19 protein-coding genes are annotated in these 20,913 nt (G+C 71.2%); 14 read left to right on the plus strand and 5 right to left on the minus strand.

Features of this window, described 5'->3' with window-relative positions; translation table 11 throughout:
• Positions 1–6 precede the first annotated feature (6 nt).
• Positions 7–2,073: an iron ABC transporter permease gene (locus ACIP79_RS26455; RefSeq protein ID WP_401227140.1), complete on the plus strand. Its 2,067-nt coding sequence runs from the start codon at positions 7–9 to the stop codon at positions 2,071–2,073.
• A gap of 111 nt (positions 2,074–2,184) precedes the next feature.
• On the opposite strand, the gene sthA is transcribed toward ACIP79_RS26455, so the two are convergent.
• Positions 2,185–3,588, minus strand: coding sequence for a Si-specific NAD(P)(+) transhydrogenase (gene sthA, locus ACIP79_RS26460; protein WP_401227141.1), 1,404 nt, complete (start codon positions 3,586–3,588; stop codon positions 2,185–2,187).
• Positions 3,589–3,853: 265 nt separating this feature from the next.
• Between sthA and ACIP79_RS26465 the strand changes: the two genes are divergently transcribed.
• Both ACIP79_RS26465 and ACIP79_RS26470 read left to right on the plus strand, forming a co-directional pair.
• Positions 3,854–5,755, plus strand: a complete 1,902-nt coding sequence (locus ACIP79_RS26465) for an AMP-dependent synthetase/ligase (protein ID WP_401227142.1) — start codon at positions 3,854–3,856, stop codon at positions 5,753–5,755.
• 309 nt (positions 5,756–6,064) lie between these two features.
• Entirely contained in the window at positions 6,065–6,562 is a 498-nt protein-coding gene (locus ACIP79_RS26470) for a DUF6174 domain-containing protein (RefSeq protein ID WP_401227144.1), read from the plus strand.
• Positions 6,563–6,618: 56 nt separating this feature from the next.
• Here ACIP79_RS26470 and ACIP79_RS26475 read toward each other — a convergent pair whose 3' ends face one another.
• A complete protein-coding gene (locus ACIP79_RS26475; RefSeq protein WP_401227145.1) occupies positions 6,619–7,557 on the minus strand; it encodes an NADP-dependent oxidoreductase in 939 nt (312 codons plus the stop codon).
• Between the two features lie 93 nt (positions 7,558–7,650).
• Here ACIP79_RS26475 and ACIP79_RS26480 point away from each other — a divergent pair, with 93 nt between their 5' ends.
• A complete protein-coding gene (locus ACIP79_RS26480; protein ID WP_401227146.1) occupies positions 7,651–8,067 on the plus strand; it encodes a winged helix-turn-helix transcriptional regulator in 417 nt (138 codons plus the stop codon).
• Positions 8,068–8,092: 25 nt separating this feature from the next.
• On the opposite strand, the gene ACIP79_RS26485 is transcribed toward ACIP79_RS26480, so the two are convergent.
• Positions 8,093–8,743, minus strand: coding sequence for a DUF6629 family protein (locus ACIP79_RS26485; RefSeq protein WP_387182816.1), 651 nt, complete (start codon positions 8,741–8,743; stop codon positions 8,093–8,095).
• A gap of 196 nt (positions 8,744–8,939) precedes the next feature.
• On the opposite strand from ACIP79_RS26485, the gene ACIP79_RS26490 reads away from it, so the two are divergent.
• Positions 8,940–10,643, plus strand: coding sequence for an ATP-binding cassette domain-containing protein (locus tag ACIP79_RS26490; protein WP_401227147.1), 1,704 nt, complete (start codon positions 8,940–8,942; stop codon positions 10,641–10,643).
• Positions 10,644–10,700: 57 nt separating this feature from the next.
• Here ACIP79_RS26490 and ACIP79_RS26495 read toward each other — a convergent pair whose 3' ends face one another.
• Both ACIP79_RS26495 and ACIP79_RS26500 read right to left on the minus strand, forming a co-directional pair.
• Positions 10,701–11,786 (minus strand): aminotransferase class V-fold PLP-dependent enzyme, encoded by a 1,086-nt coding sequence (locus ACIP79_RS26495; RefSeq protein ID WP_401227148.1) that lies wholly within the window; start codon positions 11,784–11,786, stop codon positions 10,701–10,703.
• On the minus strand, positions 11,786–12,172 hold the full coding sequence (locus tag ACIP79_RS26500) for a hypothetical protein (RefSeq protein ID WP_401227149.1): 387 nt from the start codon (positions 12,170–12,172) through the stop codon (positions 11,786–11,788). The genes ACIP79_RS26495 and ACIP79_RS26500 overlap by 1 nt, the downstream gene beginning before the upstream one ends.
• 129 nt (positions 12,173–12,301) lie before the next feature.
• Between ACIP79_RS26500 and ACIP79_RS26505 the strand changes: the two genes are divergently transcribed.
• The 9 genes from ACIP79_RS26505 (at position 12,302) to ACIP79_RS26545 (ending at position 20,889) form a co-directional block, all read left to right on the plus strand.
• The gene (locus tag ACIP79_RS26505; RefSeq protein WP_266471430.1) at positions 12,302–12,517 is read left to right on the plus strand and encodes a DUF4177 domain-containing protein; all 216 of its coding nucleotides are present in this window, start codon (positions 12,302–12,304) and stop codon (positions 12,515–12,517) included.
• Between the two features lie 155 nt (positions 12,518–12,672).
• Positions 12,673–13,473 carry a VOC family protein gene (locus tag ACIP79_RS26510; RefSeq protein ID WP_401227151.1) on the plus strand — a complete coding sequence of 267 codons (801 nt, stop codon included), beginning with the start codon at positions 12,673–12,675 and terminating at the stop codon, positions 13,471–13,473.
• A 270-nt stretch (positions 13,474–13,743) separates the two neighbouring features.
• Positions 13,744–14,196, plus strand: a complete 453-nt coding sequence (locus ACIP79_RS26515; protein ID WP_401227153.1) for a cyclic nucleotide-binding domain-containing protein — start codon at positions 13,744–13,746, stop codon at positions 14,194–14,196.
• Positions 14,197–14,260: 64 nt separating this feature from the next.
• Positions 14,261–15,082, plus strand: coding sequence for an N-formylglutamate amidohydrolase (locus tag ACIP79_RS26520; protein ID WP_401227154.1), 822 nt, complete (start codon positions 14,261–14,263; stop codon positions 15,080–15,082).
• A 42-nt stretch (positions 15,083–15,124) separates the two neighbouring features.
• Complete coding sequence (locus ACIP79_RS26525; RefSeq protein WP_401227155.1) at positions 15,125–15,949, plus strand: amidohydrolase family protein; 825 nt, start codon at positions 15,125–15,127, stop codon at positions 15,947–15,949.
• Between the two features lie 57 nt (positions 15,950–16,006).
• On the plus strand, positions 16,007–17,257 hold the full coding sequence (locus tag ACIP79_RS26530; RefSeq protein WP_401227156.1) for a DUF4032 domain-containing protein: 1,251 nt from the start codon (positions 16,007–16,009) through the stop codon (positions 17,255–17,257).
• A gap of 118 nt (positions 17,258–17,375) precedes the next feature.
• Positions 17,376–19,052 carry an FAD-dependent oxidoreductase gene (locus tag ACIP79_RS26535; RefSeq protein WP_401227157.1) on the plus strand — a complete coding sequence of 559 codons (1,677 nt, stop codon included), beginning with the start codon at positions 17,376–17,378 and terminating at the stop codon, positions 19,050–19,052.
• Positions 19,049–20,542 (plus strand): ATP-binding protein, encoded by a 1,494-nt coding sequence (locus ACIP79_RS26540; RefSeq protein WP_401227158.1) that lies wholly within the window; start codon positions 19,049–19,051, stop codon positions 20,540–20,542. Before ACIP79_RS26535 ends, ACIP79_RS26540 begins: the two co-directional genes overlap by 4 nt.
• Complete coding sequence (locus ACIP79_RS26545; RefSeq protein WP_401227160.1) at positions 20,539–20,889, plus strand: UBP-type zinc finger domain-containing protein; 351 nt, start codon at positions 20,539–20,541, stop codon at positions 20,887–20,889. The genes ACIP79_RS26540 and ACIP79_RS26545 overlap by 4 nt, the downstream gene beginning before the upstream one ends.
• Positions 20,890–20,913 lie beyond the last annotated feature (24 nt).

The following is a 20,913-nucleotide window of genomic DNA, read 5'->3' on the forward strand; positions in this document are numbered from 1 at the left end:
GGAGCCATGGCCGTCACCGCGACCTCCCCCGCCACCCGGCCGCTGACGGCCACGTCCCGGACGGGCGCGGCCGCGGTGGCGGCCGCGCTCGTCCTCCTGGTCGCCGTCCTCGCGGTCGTCGACATCACCCAGGGCACCGCGGCCGTCGGACCCGCCGAGGTGTTCAAGGCCCTCACCGGGCAGGCGGATCCAAGCGACGCGTCCGTCGTGGTCGCCTCCCGGCTGCCCCGGATGACCGCCGGAATCATGGTCGGCGTCATCCTCGGCGTGGCGGGCGCCGTGCTCCAGGCGGTCAGCCGCAACGTGCTCGCCGCTCCCGACACACTCGCGGTGAACGCCGGTTCGTACCTGGCCCTCGGGCTGGTCGGCGCCACCGGCGTCTCGCTCCCGCTGTTCGCCTCCTCCGGAGTCGCCTTCGCCGGCGGACTCCTCGCCGCGGCCGTCGTGCTCTCCCTCTCCGGCCTCGGCACGGGCACCGTACGCCTGGTCCTCGCCGGCACCGCGCTGGCGCTGGGCCTCAGTTCGGTCACCGAAGGCCTGCTCCTGCTGTTCCCCGAGCAGACCGAGGGCCTCTACCAGTGGAACCAGGGCAGCATCAGCCAGAACGGCTTCGACGGTGTCCTGCAGATGCTGCCCCTCGCCCTGGCCGGGCTCGCCGGGCTGCTGATGACCGCCCGTCGGGTCGACGCGCTCGCCCTCGGTGACGACGTCGCACGCGGTCTGGGCGTCCCGGTCCGTGCCACCCGAGTGACGGTGGTCGTGCTGGCGGCGCTGCTGTCCGCGGTGGCGGTCACGCTCGCCGGGCCCATCGGCTTCGTCGGCCTGTGCGCACCGGCCCTGGTGCGTCCGCTCGCCCAGCGGTTCCGCGGCTTCGCCCGTGCCCGTACGAGCCTGCCCGTGGCCGGCCTGTTCGGCGCGGGTCTCGTCCTCGGGTCGGACGTACTGCTCCGGGCCCTCGTGCCCTCCGACACGGCGGTCGCCGTGCCCACCGGTGTCGTCACCAGCCTGGTGGGCGCCGTGTTCCTGGTGGTGATGGCGCTGCGGCTGCGGGACACCTCCGGAGTCGAGGCGCCGGACCGGTTCCGCATCCCCAGCCGTACGGCGTTCCTGGTGACGCTGACGGTCCTCGTCGCCGTGGTGGTCGGTGTGACGATCGCCGGCGCCTTGCTGGGCGACAGCAAACTCCTGCTCGGTGACGTCGCCAACTGGGCCCAGGGGCGGGCGGGACGGACGGTGTCCTTCGTCCTCGACACCAGGATGCCGCGCGTGCTCGCGGCCCTGTGCGCGGGTGCGGCGCTCGCCCTGGCCGGCACGCTGGTGCAGGCCGTGACCCGCAACCCGCTCGCGGAACCCGGGGTCCTCGGGGTGTCCGGCGGGGCCGCGCTCGGCGCGGTGCTCCTCGTCACCACCGTGCCCACGGCCGGTACCTGGGGGGTGGCGGGCGCCGCCTTCGCGGGCGCCGCGGTGACGTCCGTCATCGTGTTCGGGCTGGCCGCCCGGGGCGGCTACCAGCAGAACCGGCTGGTCCTCGTCGGCATCGGCATGGCCGCCGCCACCACGGCACTGGTCAGCCTGCTCATCGTGCTCACCGACCCGTTCAACGCCACGAAGGCGCTGACCTGGCTGTCCGGTTCGACGTACGGGCGGACCATGCCGGACGTGCTGCCCGTCGCTCTCGTGCTGGCGCTGGGCCTGGTCGTCGCGGTCGCCCGGCGCACCGAGCTGGACCTGGTGTCGCTGGACGGGGACACGCCGCGGCTCCTCGGTCTCGGTCTGTCCGGGACCAGGCTCGCCTTCCTGGTGGTGAGCGTCCTGCTGAGCGCGACCGCCGTCGCCTCGGCCGGCACCATCGGGTTCGTCGGCCTCGTGGCACCGCACGCCGCACGTGCCCTCGTGGGCCGGCGGCACGTCCGGGTGGTGCCGGTCGCCGTTCTCCTCGGCGCCGGGCTCGTCTGCACGGCCGACCTGCTCGGCCGTACGGTGATCGCGCCCGCCCAGTTGGGCGCCGGCCTGATGACGGCGGTGATCGGCACGCCGTACTTCCTGTATCTGCTGGTACGGAGTCGGCGCTAGCTCTCGGAGAGCGTTCGGCGCGCAGGCAAACGGGCCGCCCCTGGATCATCGGGGGCGGCCCGGCCTCGTTCCGGGACCGTGGCGGCCCGGGTTCGTTCGCGCTCCGCCCGGTCAGTCCCTGAGCCGGTCGATCTGGCGGATCTTGTTGGTCGCGTCCAGGGCGGCGACCTTGTAGGACTCCGCGAGCGTCGGGTAGTTGAACACCGCGTCGACCAGGTAGTCGACCGTGCCGCCGCAGCCCATGACGGACTGCCCGATGTGGATGAGTTCGGTGGCGCCGGTGCCGAAGCAGTGCACCCCGAGCAGTTTGCGGTCGTCCGGGGAGACCAGCAGCTTGAGCATGCCGTGCGAGTCGCCGATGATCTGTCCCCGGGCCAGTTCGCGGTAGCGGGAGATGCCCACCTCGAACGGCACGCGGTCCTCGGTGAGTTGGTCCTCGGTCCGGCCGATGAAGCTGATCTCCGGAATGGTGTAGATGCCGATCGGCTGGAGGTCGTGCATCCGGTTCACCGGCTCGTCGAACGCGTGGTACGCGGCCGTACGGCCCTGTTCCATCGAGGTGGCGGCCAGTGCGGGGAAGCCGATGACGTCACCGACGGCGTAGATGTGCGGCACCTCGGTGCGGTAGTTCTCGTCGACCGTGATCCGGCCGCGCCGGTCGGCCGACAACCCGGCCTTGTCCAGGTCGAGTTCGTCGGTGAGCCCCTGTCGGCCCGCCGAGTACATCACCGCGTCCGCCGGGATCTTCTTGCCGCTCTCCAGGATCGTGAGCGTGCCCCGGGCGTGCCGCTCCACCGCGGCGACGGTCTCTCCGAAGCGGAAGGTGACGGCGAGGTCCCGCAGGTGGTACTTGAGCGACTCGATGACCTCGACGTCGCAGAAGTCGAGCATCCCGGGGCGCTGTTCGACCACCGTGATCTTGCTGCCGAGGGCGGCGAACATGGAGGCGTACTCCATGCCGATCACCCCGGCGCCGACGATGACCATGGAGCGCGGGACCCGCTCCAGGTTCAGGACGTTGTCGGAGTCGAGGATGGTCTGCTCGTCGAACTCGACGGTCGCGGGCCTGGCCGGACGCGTACCCGTGGCGATGACGATGTGCTCGGCGGTCAACTCCCGCTCATGGCCGTTCACTTCGCACAGGCCGATGGTGTGGTCGTCCAGGAAACGGCCGGTGCCCGCGAAGAGCGAGACGTGGTTGCGGGACAGCTGGCTGCGGATGACGTCGACCTCGCGGCCGACCACGTGCTGGGTGCGCGCGGTCAGGTCGGCGACGGTGATGTCCTCCTTGAGGCGGTAGCTCTGGCCGTACAGATCACGCTGCGTCAGTCCCGTGAGATAGAGGACCGCCTCGCGCAGCGTCTTGGAGGGGATGGTTCCGGTGTGGATGGAGACCCCGCCGACCATGTCCGGGCGGTCGATGACGGCGGCCCTGCGGCCGAGTTTGGCCGCGGCGATGGCAGCCTTCTGGCCACCCGGGCCGGAACCGATGACAAGCATGTCGAAGTCAGGCACCCTCCGGAGTGTGTCAGCCCGAGGCCCCCGTCCGAAAGGGTGAACGGGTGACGCTTCGCCCGGCGGGCCGGCAACTCCGCGTTCCCGCGCCGTTCCCGAGAGCTGCCGAGGGCGCCGCGAGCCCCTGTTCGAAGCCCTGTCCGCCGGGAAAAGCGGTTGCTCGGTGAATCCCGGCACAGTGGTCGTCGCGGTGGGCTAGATTCACTAATCCTCGGCTCCAGCGTCTCTCGGTGAGGCCGCGTCGAGGAGAATTCCGGAGCGGCGAATGCACCAGTCCGAACTTCCTCCACCGACCACGACGGTGATGCAGGGAGGACTCGCCGACAGCCTCTTCGAAACGGCTCGCCGCGATCCGGGGCTCGCACAGATCGCGCGCCGCACCGACGGCTTCCCCTCCACGTGGACCAGGGTGTCTGCCGCCGAGCTGTGGGACGAAGTGGTGGACCTGGCGCGGGGACTCGTCACGTCCGGGATACGCCCGGGTGACCGCGTGGCCATCATGGCGCGCACGCGTTACGAGTGGACCGTGCTCGGCTATGCCCTGTGGTCGGTGGGCGCCGAGGTGGTCCCCATCTACCCCACCTCCTCGCACGAGCAGGTCGAGTGGATCCTCAAGGACGCGCACTGTGTCGGTGTGGTGGTCGAGGACGAGCAGGGCGTGATGACGGTCGGCTCGGCGTGCGCCGCGCTGCCGTTCCTGCGGCACGTCTGGCAGTTGGACACCGGTGCGCTGACGCAGCTGGTCGAGCGGGGCCGTGCGATACCGACGACCGCGATCGACTCGCTCCGGCGGATCGTGCTGCCCGACTCCACGGCCGTCATCGCGTACACCTCCGGCACGACCGGACAGCCCAAGGGCTGCGCCCTGACCCATCGCAGCCTGGCCGGCCCCGTCGACACCCTGCTCGCGGGCTGGAGACACACGGCCGCTCCTCCCGGTCAGCAGCCGGCCATCCTCGCCTTCCTCCCGTTCTCCCACGTGTACGGCCTCATGATCCAGGGGCTCTGTATGCGGGGCGGCATGCTGATGGCGCACGAACCGGACCTGCACGCGGAGGCACTCTCCGCGGCCATCCTCTCGTTCAAGCCCACCTATCTGTACGCGGTTCCGTTCGTCTTCGAGAAGATCTACAAGAACTTTCTGCGCTCCGCCCAACAGGCCGGTCGCGGACCGCTGTTCGAGCGCGCCGTCCGTACCGCGCAGGATTTCGCCGAAGCCTCCGAACGCCAGCGGCTGGGCCTGGGCCCCGGCCCGGGTTTCGACCTGAAGCTCCAGCACTCCCTCTACGACAAGGCGGTCTACCGCAGGCTGCGCGCCGCGCTGGGCGGAAGAGTGTGCGGCGGGGTGTCCGGCGGCTCGCCGCTCAACCGCGATCTGGCCCTCTTCTTCGCGGGAATCGGGATCTTCGTCCACGACGGGTACGGGCTCACCGAGACCAGTGGCGGCATCACCGTGCAGCCGGTGGGCCGGGAGAAGTTCGGCACCGTGGGCCGTCCGCTGCCGGGCACGGAGGTTCACGTGGCCGAGGACGGCGAGATCCTGGTGTGGGGGCCCTCGGTGTTCCAGGGGTACATCAACAACGCCCCGGCCACCGCGGCGGCGTTCCAGGACGGCTGGCTGGCCACCGGTGACATCGGCAGCGTCGACGCCGAGGGCTATCTGACCATCACCGGGCGCAAGAAGGACATCATCATCACGAGCGGCGGCAAGAGCGTGGCCCCCGCGGCCCTGGAGGAGCGGCTGCGGGTGCATCCGCTGATCCACCAGGCGGTGGTCGTGGGCGACAACCGGCCCTGTGTGGGCGCCCTGATCACGCTGGATCCGGAGTTCGTCGCGCACTGGCGGGCGGCCCGTGCCAAGGGTGAACACCCGGTACGGGACGCCCGCGAGGAGAACGAGCTGCGCGAGGAGGTCAGACGCGCCGTCGCGGCGGCCAACACCACGGTGTCCCGATCGGAGTCGATCCGGGTGTTCCGTGTTCTCCCCGAGTCCTTCGACATGACCAACGGCCTGCTGACGCCCTCGATGAAACTGCGCCGGGACGCGATCGCGAAGCGGTTCGCCGCCGAGATCGAGGCGATGTATCAGACGTCGTCGCGCGTTCCACGCGAGTACGCGCAGGGCGAGCCCTCGGTCTGGGACGAGTCCGACAACGTGTTCCGGTGAACGGGGCGGGCTCCGCCGGCACGTGGGACGTAGGTGCTTCCCAGCAGTGACCTGAGCGGAGTCACGCGGCTCCTGACTTCCGGCTGCTTCGCGGTGTTCATGGGAACACTCTGCGCCGGGCCGGCCGCGGCAACCAGATCCCTCCGGTGAGCAGGACCGCCGGTCCTGGTACCGGTGCCACCAGCGTCGCGGGGAATACTCCGGTACGCCCCCACGCACCGGGCCGCCGAGCGGTCCTGCCCAGGAGTCGCGAACGTTTCCCGGAGGGCCGGCGTCCCAGCGGTAGCCGTCTTCGAAGGGACTGCCGCCATGACCACCGTACGCACCGCTCCCCGATCCCTGCTCACCGCCGTCCTGTTGGCTGGGCTGCTGTCCACGACCGCCGCCTGTGGCACCGCGGCCTCGACCTCCACGGGTACGGAGGATCCCGCCCGGTCGGAGCCCTCGGAGCGCAGCACTGTCACCTGGGAGGAGCCCGCCTCGTACGTCTACACCCTGACGTCGAGCGAGGGGGAACGGAGTCTGATCGGGACGTTCCGCGTGAGGGTCCGGGCCGGCCGGGTGACCGAGGCCGTCGGCCTCGACGACAGCGGCCGGCGGTACGTCGAGCAGTCGCTCGGCGAAGTCCCCACCATCGGGCACCTGTTGGAGGAGCTGGAGCGGGCCCGGCGGGACGACGCCCATGAGGCGCAGGCGGTTTACGCCCGCGACGGGCACCCGGTCCGGATCTCCCTCGACGGGGACGAGAACGCGATCGACGACGAGGCGCTGTACGTCATCAGCGCCTACCACCCGGCCGCCGGGTGAACGCGTCCCGGCTCAACTCCCGCCGCGCCGCCCGGAACTGTGCCGTTCAGTGCCGTTCACGGCACGAGGACGATCTTGCCGGTGGTGCGCTTCTCCTCGATCGCGCGGTGGGCCGCCGCGGCCTCGGACAGCGGGTAGGTGCGGTGGATCATGACCCGGAGCCGGCCCGCCTCGATGCGTTCGGTGATCCGCTCCAGCACCCGGCCGGAGGGTTCGGCGGTGACCCAGACGTAGCGCAGGCCGCGGGCTGCGGCCTGCCGCTCGTCCGTTCCCGGGTCGATCGACGCGCCGATCAGCAGGCCGCCGGGCTTCAGGACGTCGAGGGAGCGCGGCCCGTAGGAACCGCCGACCAGGTCCAGGACCACGTCCACGGGGGAGACTGCGGTCCGGAAGTCGGTGGCGGTGTGGTCGATCAGTTCGTCTGCGCCCAGGTCGCGCAGGAACCCGTGGTTGGCCGCGCGGGCGGTACCGATGACGTGCGCTCCCAGCTCCTGGGCGAGCTGCACCGCGACATGACCGACACCGCCGGCCGCCGCGTGGATCAGTACCCGGTCGCCCGGCCGGACTTGGGCCAGCACGGTCAGCGCCTGCCAGGCGGTGAAGGCGACCAGGGGCACGGCCGCGGCGTGCGCCGGTTCGAGGTTCTTCGGCCTGGGCGCCAGGGCGGTGGCCGGGACGGCGGTGTACTCGGCGTACGCGCCCCGTCGAGCGACCGGCAGCATGCCGTACACCTCGTCGCCCGGCGCGAACCGCGTCACGCCCTCCCCGGTCCGTTCGACGACGCCCGCCACGTCGTTGCCCGGCGTCCACGGCAGGGTGACGAGACCCGGCACGCGGCCGGCCCGGAGCACCGCGTCCCCCGGGTTGACCCCGGCACCGGCGACCCGCAGCAGCACCTCCCCCGGGCCGGGCTCCGGTACGTCGGTCTCCTGGAGGGTGAGCACCTCCGGACCGCCGAACTCGGACTGGACGATGGCGTGCATCCGGGCGGACATCAGGTCTCCTCGTCGGCGTGGCTCGCTGGTCCCATGGTCCGCCGAGGCGATAACCACGCGGAAGTAGGCACTTGTCTGATATCGAGGTTCCTCATGGATACCGGGTTCGACCTGAGGAATTTCGGTGGCGTGGACGTCTTTCTGCGCGACTGCCCCACCCGCGCCGTGCTGGAACTGATCGCCGGCAAGTGGACCATGCTGGTCCTTGTGGCACTGGAGGACGGACGGCCCATGCGGTTCGGCGAACTGCGCAGGCGGCTGGACGGCGTGACGCCGAAGGTGCTGACGCAGACCCTGCGCGCACTGGAGCGCGAGGGGCTGGTGACCCGCGACGTGTACCCGACCGTGCCGCCGCGGGTGGAGTACCGGTTGACCGCCCTCGGCCAGGAGGTGGGCGGGCTCATCCAGCGGATCACCGACTGGTCGCAGGCGAACATCACCGCCATCCGGGCCGCGCGGGAGGCGTTCGACGAACGCGCCGCCGGTCAGCGGTCCGACGCCGCTTCCTGACCCTCGGCCCGTTGGCGCGGCTCTCTCACCGACGGCCTGCCGACGGGAGCCCCGCGCCGGACCGGACCGGCCGGCGACTGCGGACCCATCCGAACAGGACCAGCGAGCACACCGCCGCGAACGCGCACCAGGTCGAGACGAACTCTATCTGCCACAGGGTCCAGCAGATCAGCGCGCCCACCGCCGCCAGCACACCGAGGAGCATCACACCACGGTCGCCGGAGAGCAGCAGGGATCCGACGGTGGCCAGCAGATAGCCGGCGATGACCAGTTCGGCGTGGGACAGATCGACGAAGTAGCCGACGGTGTGGCCCCGGATCTCGGCCCTGACCGGTCGGGTGGCGATGGCGTACGCGAGCGTGGCGGCGGTCAGGAGACCGGCGACGAGAGGGATCAGCAACCGGCGCCAGGCGTGCCGTGGCGCGGCGCACAGCACGCCCACCGGTACCCACACCGCCAGCAGTGGCAGGGCGATGACGGCCCAGGCGACGGTGGCGGGGCCGGTCCCTCCGCCGGCGTCCCACACCAGGGACTCGACGATCTGGTGCGCCCCGAGGAGCAACGGCAGTGCGGCCAGCGGGAGATCGCCGGGTCTGCGCACGCGGGCCACACAGGCCACGCCGACCGCGGCGACAGCCGTACCGGCGACCAGATCGGCCGTCGCACTCCAACACATCGCGTTCACCCTGGGTTCGCCGTCGAAGGAATCCGCACTTATGGTGCATAACGCTACGACGCCCCGAACCGTGGGTGTCGCAGACACGACAGAACCGCGGGCTTTCGTTCGTCACGTCCACCGCTCGGTCAAACGTGTCTCGGAGGCGTCGGTACGAGGGTGCGTCGCAGGACACTTCCCCTGGCATGCTGCCTCCATGTCGACGCCCACGCCCCCGCAGGCCGCCACCGACGCACCCCCTCTGCCGGTCAAGGGCCTGCTTGTCCAGGCCCGTCGGACGGGCCTGCGGGTTCACGGCGCGGGGCCGGTGCTGCACGACGTGTCCTTCGACGCCGCTCCGGGACAGCTCACCGTGATCGCCGGGAGCAGCGGCGCGGGCAAGACGGTGCTGTTGCAGACGCTGGCGGGACTGAGCGCGCCGAGCGAGGGCGAGGTGCTGCACGACGGGACCCAACCCGGTCCGCCGGGACCGGAGTTCGGGTTCGTGCCGCAGGAGGACATCATTCACCGTGAGCTGCCGCTGCACCGGACGCTGGTCCACGCGGCGGGTCTGCGGATGCCCCCGGGGACGTCGGCGGACGCGGTCGCCGCGCGGGTGGACGGGGTCCTGGACACTCTTGGGCTCGCCGACCGGGCCGCGACCCCCGTACGCGCGCTGAGCGGCGGCGAACGCAAACGGGCCTGCGTCGCCGCCGAGTTGCTCACCCGGCCGCGGGTGCTCTTCCTCGACGAGCCGACCTCCGGACTCGACCCCGTCACGGGGGTTGCCCTGCTGCGGACCCTGCGCGCGCTGGCCGAGGACGGCACCACCGTCGTACTCACCACCCATGTCCTCGCCGATCTGCTCCGCGGCGACCAGGTCGTGTTCCTCTCCCCCGGCGGCGAGACCGCGTACGTGGGTGAACCGGGCGAACTGTGCGGGGCGTTCGGGGTGGACACGGTCGAGGAGGTGTACGAGGCGGTGGCCGGGGGCGTACGCGTCGAGCGGGCCGGTCCCGCCGAGGTCCAGCGGGCTGACCGGCCGTCACCGTCCGTGCGGGCGCCGCGTGTCGGGGCCGTACGGCAGTGGGCGCTGCTGACGCGTCGCGGTTCGGCGCTGCTGCTGCACAACAGGCTCTCGGTTGCCGTTCTGGCCGGGTCGCCGGTGATGATCGTGGCGATGTTCGCGGTGCTGTTCCGTGCGGACGCCTTCGATCCAGCGGCGCCCGACCCGGGGTCGTCGGCGATGATCATGTTCTGGATCGCGTTCGGCGCCTTCTTCTTCGGACTGACGTACGGGCTGCTCCAGATCTGCACCGAGCTGCCCGTGCTGCGGCGCGAATGGCTGGCGGGGCTGCGGATCGGCCCGTATGTCGCGTCGAAGCTCACGACCATGCTCCCCGTGCTGGCGGTCGCGGACGCCCTGCTGCTGGTCGTCCTGCGCGCCCTGGACCGGTTGCCCGCGGCGGACCTGGGCACCTACGAATCGCTGTTCGCGTCGAGCGTGCTCGCCTCGGCCGCCGCGCTCGCCCTGGGGCTGCTCGCGTCGGCGGCGGTGTCGGAACCGGCGCAGGCGACCCTGATGCTGCCACTGCTGTGCTTTCCCCAGGTGCTGTTCTCCGGAGCCTTCGTCCCGGTGCCACGCATGACGGAGGCCGGGGAGGCGATCAGCTGGGCGATGACGAACCGGTGGGCGTTCGAGGCGCTGGGCAGCGGAGTCGGCCTGGAGTCGCTGTGGCGCGGGGGCGGTTCGGCGCTGGGGCCGCCGCTGCTGGATTCGTACGGCGACTCCTTCGGGCATCCGGCGAGCCGGGGGTGGCTGATCCTGGCGGGCTTCGCGCTGCTGTTCACGGCGGCGACGTGGGCGGTGCTCGTGCGCAAGTGCCGGGAGGGGCTCGTACGGAGCCGGGCGGGGCGTTGAACCCGCCGCACCGCACGCAACTCCCTTACTTAGTCGTCGACTTGGGGCGCCCGCAACTCAGCAGCCCACCCGCGCCGTCAGTCCCCCCGCCCCCGGCGCCCGGTCCCGGTAGGTCTGGCTCACGAAGGTCAGGAACGTCTCGACGTCGCCGGGCTGTGACGACACTCCGAGCGAGACCCGGACCGCGCCCGCCGACGGCAGCTGAAGCAGCTCCAAGTAGTCCTCCAGGGAGCCGAGTCGGCTGCGGGCCGCCGCGCGCAGCCTGCGCAGCGGCAGGGCGAAGGCCGCCTCTCCGGCGCCCGGGTTGCAGAAGCAGCCGGTGCGCAGGGAGATACCGCGCGAGGCGCTGTCGCGGGTGACGATCCGTTCGTCGACGATCCCGCCGTCCGCTCCGAGCAGGTTCAGCGCGACCGTGGCTCCGCGGGCCGCGTCGGCGCGCTCGGGGCCGTACACCTGGACCATCGGTGACCCGTCGCTGTGGCGCAACGCCCGCAGGCCGGACAGCAGTTGGCCGGTCAGGGCGGTGACATGGGCGTGCACGCGGTCCATGCCGACGCGGTTGATCCAGGCGAGCCCCGCGGTGACGTCCGGGATGGACAGGAAGTTCACCGTGCCGTCCTCGAAGGCGGCCTCGTCGTCCGCGAGGACGTGCCACTGCGCCTGGGCGCTCACCGCGTAGATGGTGCCGCCGGAGAACCAGGGACGGCGCAGTCCGGCGAGGGCGGCCCGGCGGGCTATCAGGCTGCCGACGCCGGTGGGGTGGCCGAAGACCTTGTACCAGCTGACCACGGTGAAGTCCGGGTGGTACCGGCTCAGGTCGAGCGTGTTGGCGGGTACGAAGGCTGCCGCGTCGAGCAGGACGTCGTAGCCCCGGGCCTGTGCCCCCGCTATCCACTCCAGCGGGTGCTGGACGCCGGTGAAGTTGCTCTGCGCCGGATACGCCAGCAGCCCGCGCGAGCGGCGACCCCCGCCACGTGCGCGCGGCAGACCGGGGATCCGGCCGCCCGCGGACAGTGCGGCGCGCAGCCGGCTCTCCTCGATCCGCAGGTCGGGCCCGCTGACGGGCAAGTACGCCGTGGTGGCAGCGCCCGCCCGCGCGTACTCCCGCAGGCCGTTCACCGAGTTGTGGTTGTCGAGCGACATCACGGCCTGCGGCCGCGGGTGAACGGGTAGGCCTCGCCGACCAGTCGCAGGGCGCCCGTCGCGTTGGCGGTGAAGATCACGGCGTACTCGGCGGGGTCGGCGTTGAAGTGCCGCAGGACCGCCTGGCGGGCCTGGTCGAGGAGGTGACCTGAGGCGCGGGAGGCCGGGCTCCCGGAGTGCGGGTTGCCGTACAGGCCGCCGGTGATCCGCCGCGCGCTGCCGGTGACGAGCGAGCGGGGCGGAAGTCCGGCACCGGTGTGGTCGAGGTAGGTGTGAGCGCCCTCGTCGAGGTAGCCGAACTCGCGCGCCCGCAGTCGCACGAAGGCTGCGGAGTCGTCGGTGCTGCGGGTATCCGTCCGACCGGTGCCGACTGCCGCCTCGTCCATGGGACCCCCTCCGCGTGAAGCTTCACCCAAGGTATCCGCGATGGGTGGGTTCGCCCCTGTGTTCCAGCACCGAACAGTGATTGGCTGGGCCCCGGAACGCCCACCGAAGCGCAGGAGAACCCCGTAGTCATGAGCAACCCCTACACATACGAGTACAAGGTCGTCACCTTCCGTGAATCGCTGATCGGCGACGCGCTGGACAGCGGCAAGCTGGAGAAGGTCCTGAACAAGCACGCCGAGGACGGCTGGGCGCTCAAGGCGATCACGTCCGCGGACGTCAAGGGCCGCATAGGTCCCGGCGCCGTGGAGGGCCTGCTGCTGACGCTGGAGCGTCCCCGCCAGTAGCCCCCGCGGAATGCGCCGTGCGCCCAGCCGGGAGATGCTGGAGCTGATGGGACAGCGGATCCGCAGGCGCTTGTGATGCCGTCGTAGGCCTTCCGGCACGGGAGGCCTACGACCGCTGGGCGGATACCGGCCGGTGACTTCAGGACGGTACGGCGATGAAGAGCGACAGCACACTCCCCGGAGAGGTCGTCTCCACCCACTCGGTGTTCGGCGCGCCCTGCTGGGTCAGTCTGACCACGCGCGACCTGCGGGCCGCGCAGGGGTTCTACCACGGCGTCCTGGGCTGGGAGTGGCAGAAGAGCACGCTGGACGACCAGTACAAGATCGCCATGTCCGACGCGGTGCCCGTCGCCGGGGTCTCCGGAGTGACCTCTCTCTGGCAGACGGCCGTGGCCTGGATCCCGTACTTCGCGGTGTCCAGCGCGGACGAGACCGTGGCCCGCAGCCACGAGCGCGGCGGTACGACCGCGGTGGGGCCGATCTCGTTCCCGCCGGGGCGGGCCGCGCTGCTGGCCGACCGGGACGGAGCGGTCTTCGGCATCTGGGAGGGCGAGCTGGTGGCCGGCTGGGAGAGCTGGCGCCGGGCGGCGCCCGCCTTCGTGCGGCTGCACACGAGGGACGCCTTCGACGCCGCCATCTTCTACGGAGAGGTCCTGGGCTGGGACTCCTCGACCCCCGGCGACTACGAGGTCCACTACGAGGAGAACGAGGTCGTGCTGCGCGGCAGGGGCGAGGTCGTCGCCCGGATCTACTCCGGCGCGGTGGGATCGGCGCCCGACCCCATGCTCAGGCCGCACTGGCAGGTCCACTTCGCCGTCAGCGACGTGGAGGCCTGCGCACGGGCCGCGCGGGCGCACGGCGGCACGGCCCACCAGCACGGCGTCGGCTCCACGGAGGCCGTCCTCGCCGATCCCGACGGCGCCCGCTTCACGGTGACGTCGAAGGCCGTCCTGTAGGTCCCCGCAACCCCTGGGTGTCCGCGCGAGCCCCTGGAATGTCCGCGCGGGCGGGCCGTGGAGCGGAGCCGGTCCCGCGCGCCGGGGCGCCTGTCGCGGGGATCCGCCGGTACGGCCGTGGCCCGTGCGGCGTGAGTCCGCACAAAGTCTCCTCGTCCACGACGCGACGGAACCCGCGGATCAGGCTCCAATAGAGGGTGACGGGATAAAACCGGTACGACATGCGCCCCCGGCCCCCGCAGCCCCTCGGTGGCGCGTTGGAGGTCCGCGATGCCCACTGCTCTCCGGCTTCTGCCCGCCCTCTCCCCCGACCATCGCGAACGGCTGATGGGCCTGGCCCGCGAGGTCTCGTTCCCGGCGGACGGAAGGATCTTCGAGGCGGGCGGCAGTGCCGACCGGTTCTGGGTGGTGCGCTCGGGCACGGTCTCCCTGTACCAGGAGGTCATCGCGGAAAGGCGCATCTCCGTGGCGACGCTGGGGCCCGGTGATCTGCTCGGCTGGTCGTGGCTGTTCCCGCCGCACCGCTGGGACTTCGGCGCCGAGGCCTTCAGTCCCGTACGCGGATACGAGTTCGACGCCGGGCAGGTGCGCACCCTGTGCGACGCAGACGCCTCCCTGGAGCTGTCCCTGACCCGCACGATCGCCGCCATCCTGGCCCACCGGCTCGAAACGACCCGGGCGGCGCTGATCGAGCACTACGCGCGGCACGGCGGTGTGGGATGAGGTGACGGGCGACGCACCCCTGGAGGCAACGCTCGGCGGGCGGGCCGGCGTGTAGGAATCTCCTATGGACGAGACCCCGGACTCCTTCGAGCTCCTCCCCGGCACGGCCGACTCACCGGTGATCCTGCACGTGCCGCACTCCGCGCGGGAGATCCCGGCGGCGGCACGTGACGGCATCGTGCTCGACGACGCGGCGCTGGAGCGCGAGCTGGACCACATCACCGACGCGCACACCGCGGAACTGGCCGCGGCGGTCGCCAATGCCTCCGCCGTCACGCCGTGGCGCTTCGTCAACCTGCTGTCCCGGCTGGTGGTCGACCCCGAGCGCTTCCCCGACGAACGCGAGGAGATGCTCGCCGTCGGCATGGGCGCGGTCTACACCCGGACCACGCACCGGACGCCGCTCCGGGCCGCCGGCACCGACCCGCGCGAGCTGGTCGACCGCTACTTCCACCCGTACGCACAGGCGATGACGAGCGCGGTGGCCGACCGGCTGGCCGTCACCGGGCGGGCCGTGATCATCGACGTCCACTCCTATCCGACGGCCCGGCTGCCCTACGAACTGCACGGCGACGGTCCCCGGCCGCCGGTCTGTCTGGGCACCGACGAGTTCCACACACCGTCCGAACTGCTCGCCTCGGCGGAGAAGGCGTTCGCGGGTGTCGGCGGGGTGGGGATCGACAGCCCGTTCTCCGGCACGTACGTGCCGCTGCGGTACTACGAGCGGGAACCGCGGGTCACCGCCCTGATGGTGGAGATCCGGCGGGACACGTACATGAGCGAGCCAGGAGGGTCCACGGGCCCGGGGTTCGCCCGCGTGGCGTCGGCGCTGGCCACTCTCGTCGACGCCGTATCGGGGTGGCCGTCCGGCGCACTAGGGTCGTAGTAAGCAATCGCTTAGCCGCGGGTTCAGGGAGGGCACGGGATCATGCCGGTCGTCGACGCGTGGATGCAGCACCCCACACTCCGTCATTCCAACCACGAGATGTTCGAGTCACTGCGGCGCTGGACCGGCATGGAGCTCCTGGAGGAGCAGCTGCCGGTCAAGGCCACCGTGGCCGCGCTGGCAGCCGCCGACGTGGAGACCGGGCTTTCGGCCGCCTGGTACGGGCCGCGCGGGCCGCTGATCAGCAACGACGAGGTCGCCGAGTTCGTCGGCCAGTCCGAGGGACGGCTGCGCGGGGTCGCGGGCGTGGACCTGAGCCGGCCGGTCGCGGCCGTGCGCGAGCTGCGGCGGGCCGTCGGGGAGCTGGGCTTCGTGGCGCTCAGGATCGTGCCCTGGCTGTGGGAACTGCCGCCCACCGACCGGCTGTACTACCCGCTGTACGCCGCCTGCGTCGACCTCGGCATCCCGTTCTGCACCCAGGTCGGGCACACCGGACCGCTGCGCCCCTCCGAGACCGGCCGGCCCATCCCCTACATCGACCAGGTCGCGCTCGACTTCCCCGAACTGACCATCGTCTGCGGGCACATCGGCTACCCGTGGACCACGGAGATGATCGCGGTGGCCGACAAGCACCCGAACGTCCACATCGACACCAGCGCCTACACGGCCCGCCGCTATCCGCCCGAGCTGGTGGAGTACCTGCGCGGCCGGGGACGCCGCAAGGTCCTCTTCGGCAGCAACTACCCGATGATCACGCCCGCCCGCGCCCTGGAACGCCTCCCCGACCTGGGCCTCGACGAGGAGAGCACGGAGCTGTTCCTGTCGGGCAACGCCCGCTCCGTCTTCCACCTGGAGGATCGTTCGTAGATGCTGGAACCGAACAGAGTTCACTCCTGAGCTCTCTGAGGTGAGGGCAGCGGTTCGATGGCTCTGCAGATCAGCGCGACCAATCCGGAGCACCCCGCGCTCCTGCTCGAACTCCCCTGGCAGCTGCCCCTGGAGGAGTGGCCCGAGCACTATCTGGTCCCGCTGCCGCGCGGGATCTCCCGGCACGTCGTGCGCTACGCGCGCGCCGGGGACGAGGTGGTGGCGGTCAAGGAGCTGGCCGAGCGGCCCGCCGTGCGTGAGTACGAGCTGCTCCGCAGCCTGGACCGGATCGGCATCCCGGCGGTGGACCCGCTCGCCGTGGTCACCGGACGCACGGACGCCGAGGGCGCGCCCCTGGAGCCCGTGCTCATCACCCGGCATCTCGGCGGCTCGATGCCCTACCGCTCGATGTTCGAGACGACGATGCGGCCCGCCACCATGCACCGCCTGATGGACGCGCTGGCGGTGCTGCTGGTCCGGCTGCACCTGGCGGGGTTCGCCTGGGGCGACTGCTCGCTGTCCAACACCCTGTTCAGACGGGACGCCGGGGCTTACGCCGCCTACCTGGTCGACGCCGAGACCGGCGATCTGCACCCCACGCTCAGCACCGGACAGCGGGAGTACGACCTCGACCTCGCCCGGGTCAACATCAGCGGCGAGCTGCTGGACCTGGAGGCCGCCGGGGCCCTGCACCCCTCCGTGGACCCGATCGAGTTCGGCATGGAGATCTGTGCGCGCTACCAGGGCCTGTGGGAGGAGCTGACGCGCACGTCGGTGTACCCGGCGGGCAAGCACCACTACATCGACCGCCGCATACGCCGCCTGAACGACCTCGGTTTCGACGTCGCGGAGATGCAGATAGCGCACTCGTCGAACGGGGACACCGTCACCTTCGTCCCCAAGGTCGTCGACGCGGGCCACCACCAGCGCCAGCTTCTGCGGCTGACCGGCCTCGACACCGAGGAGAACCAGGCGCGCCGGCTGCTGAACGACCTGGAGAGCTGGATGGCGACCCAGGACGACTACGCGCCGGGCGATCCGCTCACGGCCCGCCCCGAGGTGCTCGCCCACCGCTGGGTCCGTGACGTGTTCCGTCCGACGGTCCGGGCCGTGCCGCTGGACCTGCGTGGCTCCATGGACGCGGCGGAGCTGTACCACGAGCTGCTAGAACACCGCTGGTACCTCTCCGAGCGCGCCCAGCGGGACATCGGCCTGGACGAGGTCGTCGACGACTACGTCGCGCACATCCTCCCCGAGGTCCGCCAGACCCTGCCGCCCAGGGCCGACGCCCCCGCGCCGACCGCCTGAGAACAGGGTTCCAGCGCGAAGGTGACCGATCGTACTTACGATTGGACCTGTACCGGCCGGGTGGCGCGATGGGGCGCACCTGCCGGAACGACACAGAACCGCTCGGGGTGGGAGACGTATGGCACAGGCCGCAAGTCCAGCGCGGACCGTCATTCTGACCGTGGATGACGATCCCGGGGTGTCGCGCGCCGTGGCCCGCGACCTGCGGCGCCGCTACGGCGAGTCGCACCGCATCGTGCGCGCCGAGTCCGGGGAGACCGCCCTGGAGGCGCTGCGGGAGCTGAAGCTGCGCGGCGACCAGGTGGCGGTGATCCTGGCGGACTACCGCATGCCGCAGATGAACGGCATCGAATTCCTCGAACAGGCGATCGACGTATATCCGGGCGCGCGGCGGGTGCTGCTGACGGCCTACGCGGACACGAACGCGGCCATCGACGCGATCAACGTCATCGACCTCGATCACTACCTGCTCAAACCGTGGGATCCGCCGGAGGAGAAGCTCTACCCGGTCCTGGACGATCTGCTGGACGCCTGGCGGGCGAGCGACTACCGGCCGGTGGCGGTCTGCAAGGTGGTCGGGCACCGCTGGTCGGCGCGTTCCTCGGGCGTACGGGAGTTCCTGGCCCGCAATCAGGTCCCCTACCGCTGGTACTCGTCGGACACCCCGGAGGGCGCACGACTGCTGGCCGCCGCCGGGCAGGACGGTGACCGGCTGCCGCTGGTGATCACGCCGGACGGCACGCCGCTGGTGGAGCCCGACGATCCCGATCTGGCCGCGCAGGTGGGTCTCGCCACGACTCCGACCGCGGAGTTCTACGACCTCGTCGTCATCGGCGGCGGCCCCGCCGGTCTCGGGGCGGCCGTGTACGGCGCGTCCGAGGGGCTGCGGACCGTCCTGGTGGAGCGGTCGGCGACCGGTGGCCAGGCGGGCCAGAGCTCGCGGATCGAGAACTACCTCGGCTTCCCGGACGGCGTGTCCGGGGCGCAGCTCACCGACCGGGCCCGGCGGCAGGCGGCGAAGTTCGGCGCGGAGATCCTGACCGCGCGCGAGGTGACCGGGCTTGAGATCACCGGGGCGTCGCGCACCATCCGTTTCTCGGACGGCTCGTCGATCTCCGCGCACTCCGTGATCCTGGCGACGGGCGTCTCGTACCGGCAGCTGGAGGCGCCAGGCCTGGCGGAGCTGACCGGATGCGGCGTCTTCTACGGCTCGGCGCTCACCGAGGCGGCGGCCTGCCAGGGCCATGACGTGTACATCGTGGGCGGCGCGAACTCCGCCGGGCAGGCCGCCATGTATCTGTCGCGCGGCGCCAAGTCCGTCACCATACTGATCCGCGGCTCGTCCCTGTCCGCGTCGATGTCGGCCTATCTGGTCCAGCAGATCGCGGACGCGCCCAACATCAGCGTGCGCGGCGGCACGGTCGTCGAGGCCGCGCACGGCTCGGACCACCTGGAGCAGCTGACGCTGCGGGACGTGGCGAGCGGACACACCGAACTCGTCGACGCGCAGTGGATGTTCGTGTTCATCGGGGCCGCCCCGCTCACCGACTGGCTGGACGGGACCGTACTCAGGGACCCGCGCGGGTTCATCATGGCCGGTCCCGACATGACCCCGGACGGGCAGCCGCCCGGCGACTGGGAGCTGGACCGGCCGCCGTACCACCTGGAGACCAACGTGCCCGGCGTGTTCGTGGCCGGTGACGCGCGTGCCGAGTCCGCGAAGCGGGTCGCGTCCGCCGTCGGAGAGGGAGCCATGGCCGTGATGCTCGTACACCGTTATCTGGAGCAGTCGTGAGCGGACAGCCGATGCCGTGCAGTATCGAGGAGCTCGCGAAGCTCTTCCTGTTCGAGAAGCTCGACGGGGACCAGCTCGACCGGCTGTGCCGCGAGGGCCGGGTAGAGCTGTTCGAACCCGGCTACGTGTACCGCGAGGGCGAGCCGGCCACCTGCTTCTTCGTGCTCCTCGAAGGCAACCTGGTGATGTCGCGCCGGGTCGGCGAGGACGACGTGGAGACCAACCGCAGTTCCCAGGTCGGGGTGTACGCGGGGGCCATGCAGGCCTATCTGACCGAACAGCCCGACCAGTCGTTCTACAAGGGCTCGCTGCGGGTCACCGAGCCCTCGCGGTTCTTCATCCTGCCCGCCGAGGTGTTCGCCGCGGTGCTGCGGGAGTGGTTCCCGATGGCCGTCCATCTGCTGGAGGGCCTGTTCTTCGGCAGCCAGAACACCCAGCGGACCATCAGCCAGCGTGAACGGCTGCTCGCGCTCGGCTCACTGTCCGCCGGACTCACGCACGAGCTCAACAACCCGGCCGCGGCGGCGGTCCGGGCGACTTCCGCGCTGCGCGACCGGGTGGCCGGAATGCGGCACAAGCTCGGCGTGATCGCGGCGGGCCCCTACAAGCGGGACACGCTCGAAACGCTCGTCGAGATCCAGGAGCGCACCGCCGAGCAGGTCGCCAAGGCCTCGCCGCTCAGCCCGCTGGAGACCTCCGACCGGGAGGACGCGCTGGGCGACTGGTTCGACGACCACGGCATCGCGGGCGGCTGGCAGCTCGCGCCGACCTTCGTGCAGGCGGGTCTTGACACCGACTGGCTCGACCAAATCGCGGCGACCGTGGACGAGAACACCCTCGAAGGCGCGGTCCGGTGGCTCAACTACACCGTGGAGACCGAGCTCCTGATGAACGAGATCGAGGACTCCACGACCCGCATCACCCACCTCGTGGACGCGGCCAAGCAGTACTCGCAGATCGACCGCGCGCCCTACCAGGTCGCCGATGTGCACGAACTGCTTGACAGCACGCTGATGATGCTCTCCGGGAAGATCGGCTCCGGCATCAGGGTCGTCAAGGAGTACGACCGAACGCTGCCGAACATCCCCGCCTATCCCAGCGAGTTGAACCAGGTGTGGACGAACCTCATCGACAACGCCGTCTCGGCGATGGACGGCGAGGGCGAACTGACCGTGCGCACCACGCTCGACGGCGACCAGTTCCTAGTCGAGTTCCGGGACACCGGGCCCGGTGTCCCGGCGGAGATCCGCGGCCGTATCTTCGACCCGTTCTTCACCACCAAGCCGGTCGGCGAGGGCACGGGGCTCGGCCTGGACATCTCCTGGCGGATCGTCGTCAACAAGCACCACGGAAGCCTCCATGTGGAGTCCGTCCCGGGCGACACCCGGTTCCAGGTGCGTCTGCCGCTGACCGCCGTTGACCCGGATGCCGACGCGGAGACGGACCCCGACACATCAGTGGACGCCAACACCTCTCAGGAGCGGTCATGACCATGCCTGCCGGAATCGACCCCAGCGTCCCGCCGAGCGGTACGGGCTGCGGTGACTGCGACGCCGACGGCGGATGGTGGGTCCATCTGCGGCGCTGCGCCCAGTGCGGGCACATCGGCTGTTGCGACAGCTCGCCGGCCAAGCACGCCACCGCGCACGCGAAGACCTCCGGCCATCCCGTCGTCAGCAGTTTCGAGCCCGGCGAGGACTGGTTCTGGAACTACGAGACCTCCGAGATGTACGAGTCCGGTCCGGACCTCGCTCCCCCGGTGAGCCACCCCGCGGACCAGCCGACGCCGGGGCCCGCGGGGCGCGTGCCGGCGAACTGGGCCGACGTGCTGCGCTGACATTCCGGCCGGGCGGCCGGCCGG

This window comes from Streptomyces sp. NPDC088747 (genome assembly GCF_044751025.1).
Taxonomy (GTDB): Bacteria; Actinomycetota; Actinomycetes; order Streptomycetales; family Streptomycetaceae; genus Streptomyces.

What these genes read in the sequence shown, in the direction of transcription:
- ACIP79_RS26545 (WP_401227160.1), top strand. Translation starts at nt 20,539, where the DNA reads ATGACCATGCCTGCCGGAATCGACCCCAGCGTCCCGCCGAGCGGTACG.
- ACIP79_RS26470 (WP_401227144.1), top strand. Translation starts at nt 6,065, where the DNA reads ATGACCACCGTACGCACCGCTCCCCGATCCCTGCTCACCGCCGTCCTG.
- ACIP79_RS26530 (WP_401227156.1), top strand. Translation starts at nt 16,007, where the DNA reads ATGGCTCTGCAGATCAGCGCGACCAATCCGGAGCACCCCGCGCTCCTG.
- ACIP79_RS26520 (WP_401227154.1), top strand. Translation starts at nt 14,261, where the DNA reads ATGGACGAGACCCCGGACTCCTTCGAGCTCCTCCCCGGCACGGCCGAC.
- ACIP79_RS26455 (WP_401227140.1), top strand. Translation starts at nt 7, where the DNA reads ATGGCCGTCACCGCGACCTCCCCCGCCACCCGGCCGCTGACGGCCACG.
- ACIP79_RS26505 (WP_266471430.1), top strand. Translation starts at nt 12,302, where the DNA reads ATGAGCAACCCCTACACATACGAGTACAAGGTCGTCACCTTCCGTGAA.
- ACIP79_RS26480 (WP_401227146.1), top strand. Translation starts at nt 7,651, where the DNA reads ATGGATACCGGGTTCGACCTGAGGAATTTCGGTGGCGTGGACGTCTTT.
- ACIP79_RS26475 (WP_401227145.1), bottom strand. Translation starts at nt 7,557, where the DNA reads ATGTCCGCCCGGATGCACGCCATCGTCCAGTCCGAGTTCGGCGGTCCG.
- ACIP79_RS26510 (WP_401227151.1), top strand. Translation starts at nt 12,673, where the DNA reads ATGAAGAGCGACAGCACACTCCCCGGAGAGGTCGTCTCCACCCACTCG.
- ACIP79_RS26535 (WP_401227157.1), top strand. Translation starts at nt 17,376, where the DNA reads ATGGCACAGGCCGCAAGTCCAGCGCGGACCGTCATTCTGACCGTGGAT.
- ACIP79_RS26525 (WP_401227155.1), top strand. Translation starts at nt 15,125, where the DNA reads ATGCCGGTCGTCGACGCGTGGATGCAGCACCCCACACTCCGTCATTCC.
- ACIP79_RS26515 (WP_401227153.1), top strand. Translation starts at nt 13,744, where the DNA reads ATGCCCACTGCTCTCCGGCTTCTGCCCGCCCTCTCCCCCGACCATCGC.
- ACIP79_RS26490 (WP_401227147.1), top strand. Translation starts at nt 8,940, where the DNA reads ATGTCGACGCCCACGCCCCCGCAGGCCGCCACCGACGCACCCCCTCTG.
- ACIP79_RS26465 (WP_401227142.1), top strand. Translation starts at nt 3,854, where the DNA reads ATGCACCAGTCCGAACTTCCTCCACCGACCACGACGGTGATGCAGGGA.
- ACIP79_RS26500 (WP_401227149.1), bottom strand. Translation starts at nt 12,172, where the DNA reads ATGGACGAGGCGGCAGTCGGCACCGGTCGGACGGATACCCGCAGCACC.
- ACIP79_RS26495 (WP_401227148.1), bottom strand. Translation starts at nt 11,786, where the DNA reads ATGTCGCTCGACAACCACAACTCGGTGAACGGCCTGCGGGAGTACGCG.
- ACIP79_RS26485 (WP_387182816.1), bottom strand. Translation starts at nt 8,743, where the DNA reads ATGTGTTGGAGTGCGACGGCCGATCTGGTCGCCGGTACGGCTGTCGCC.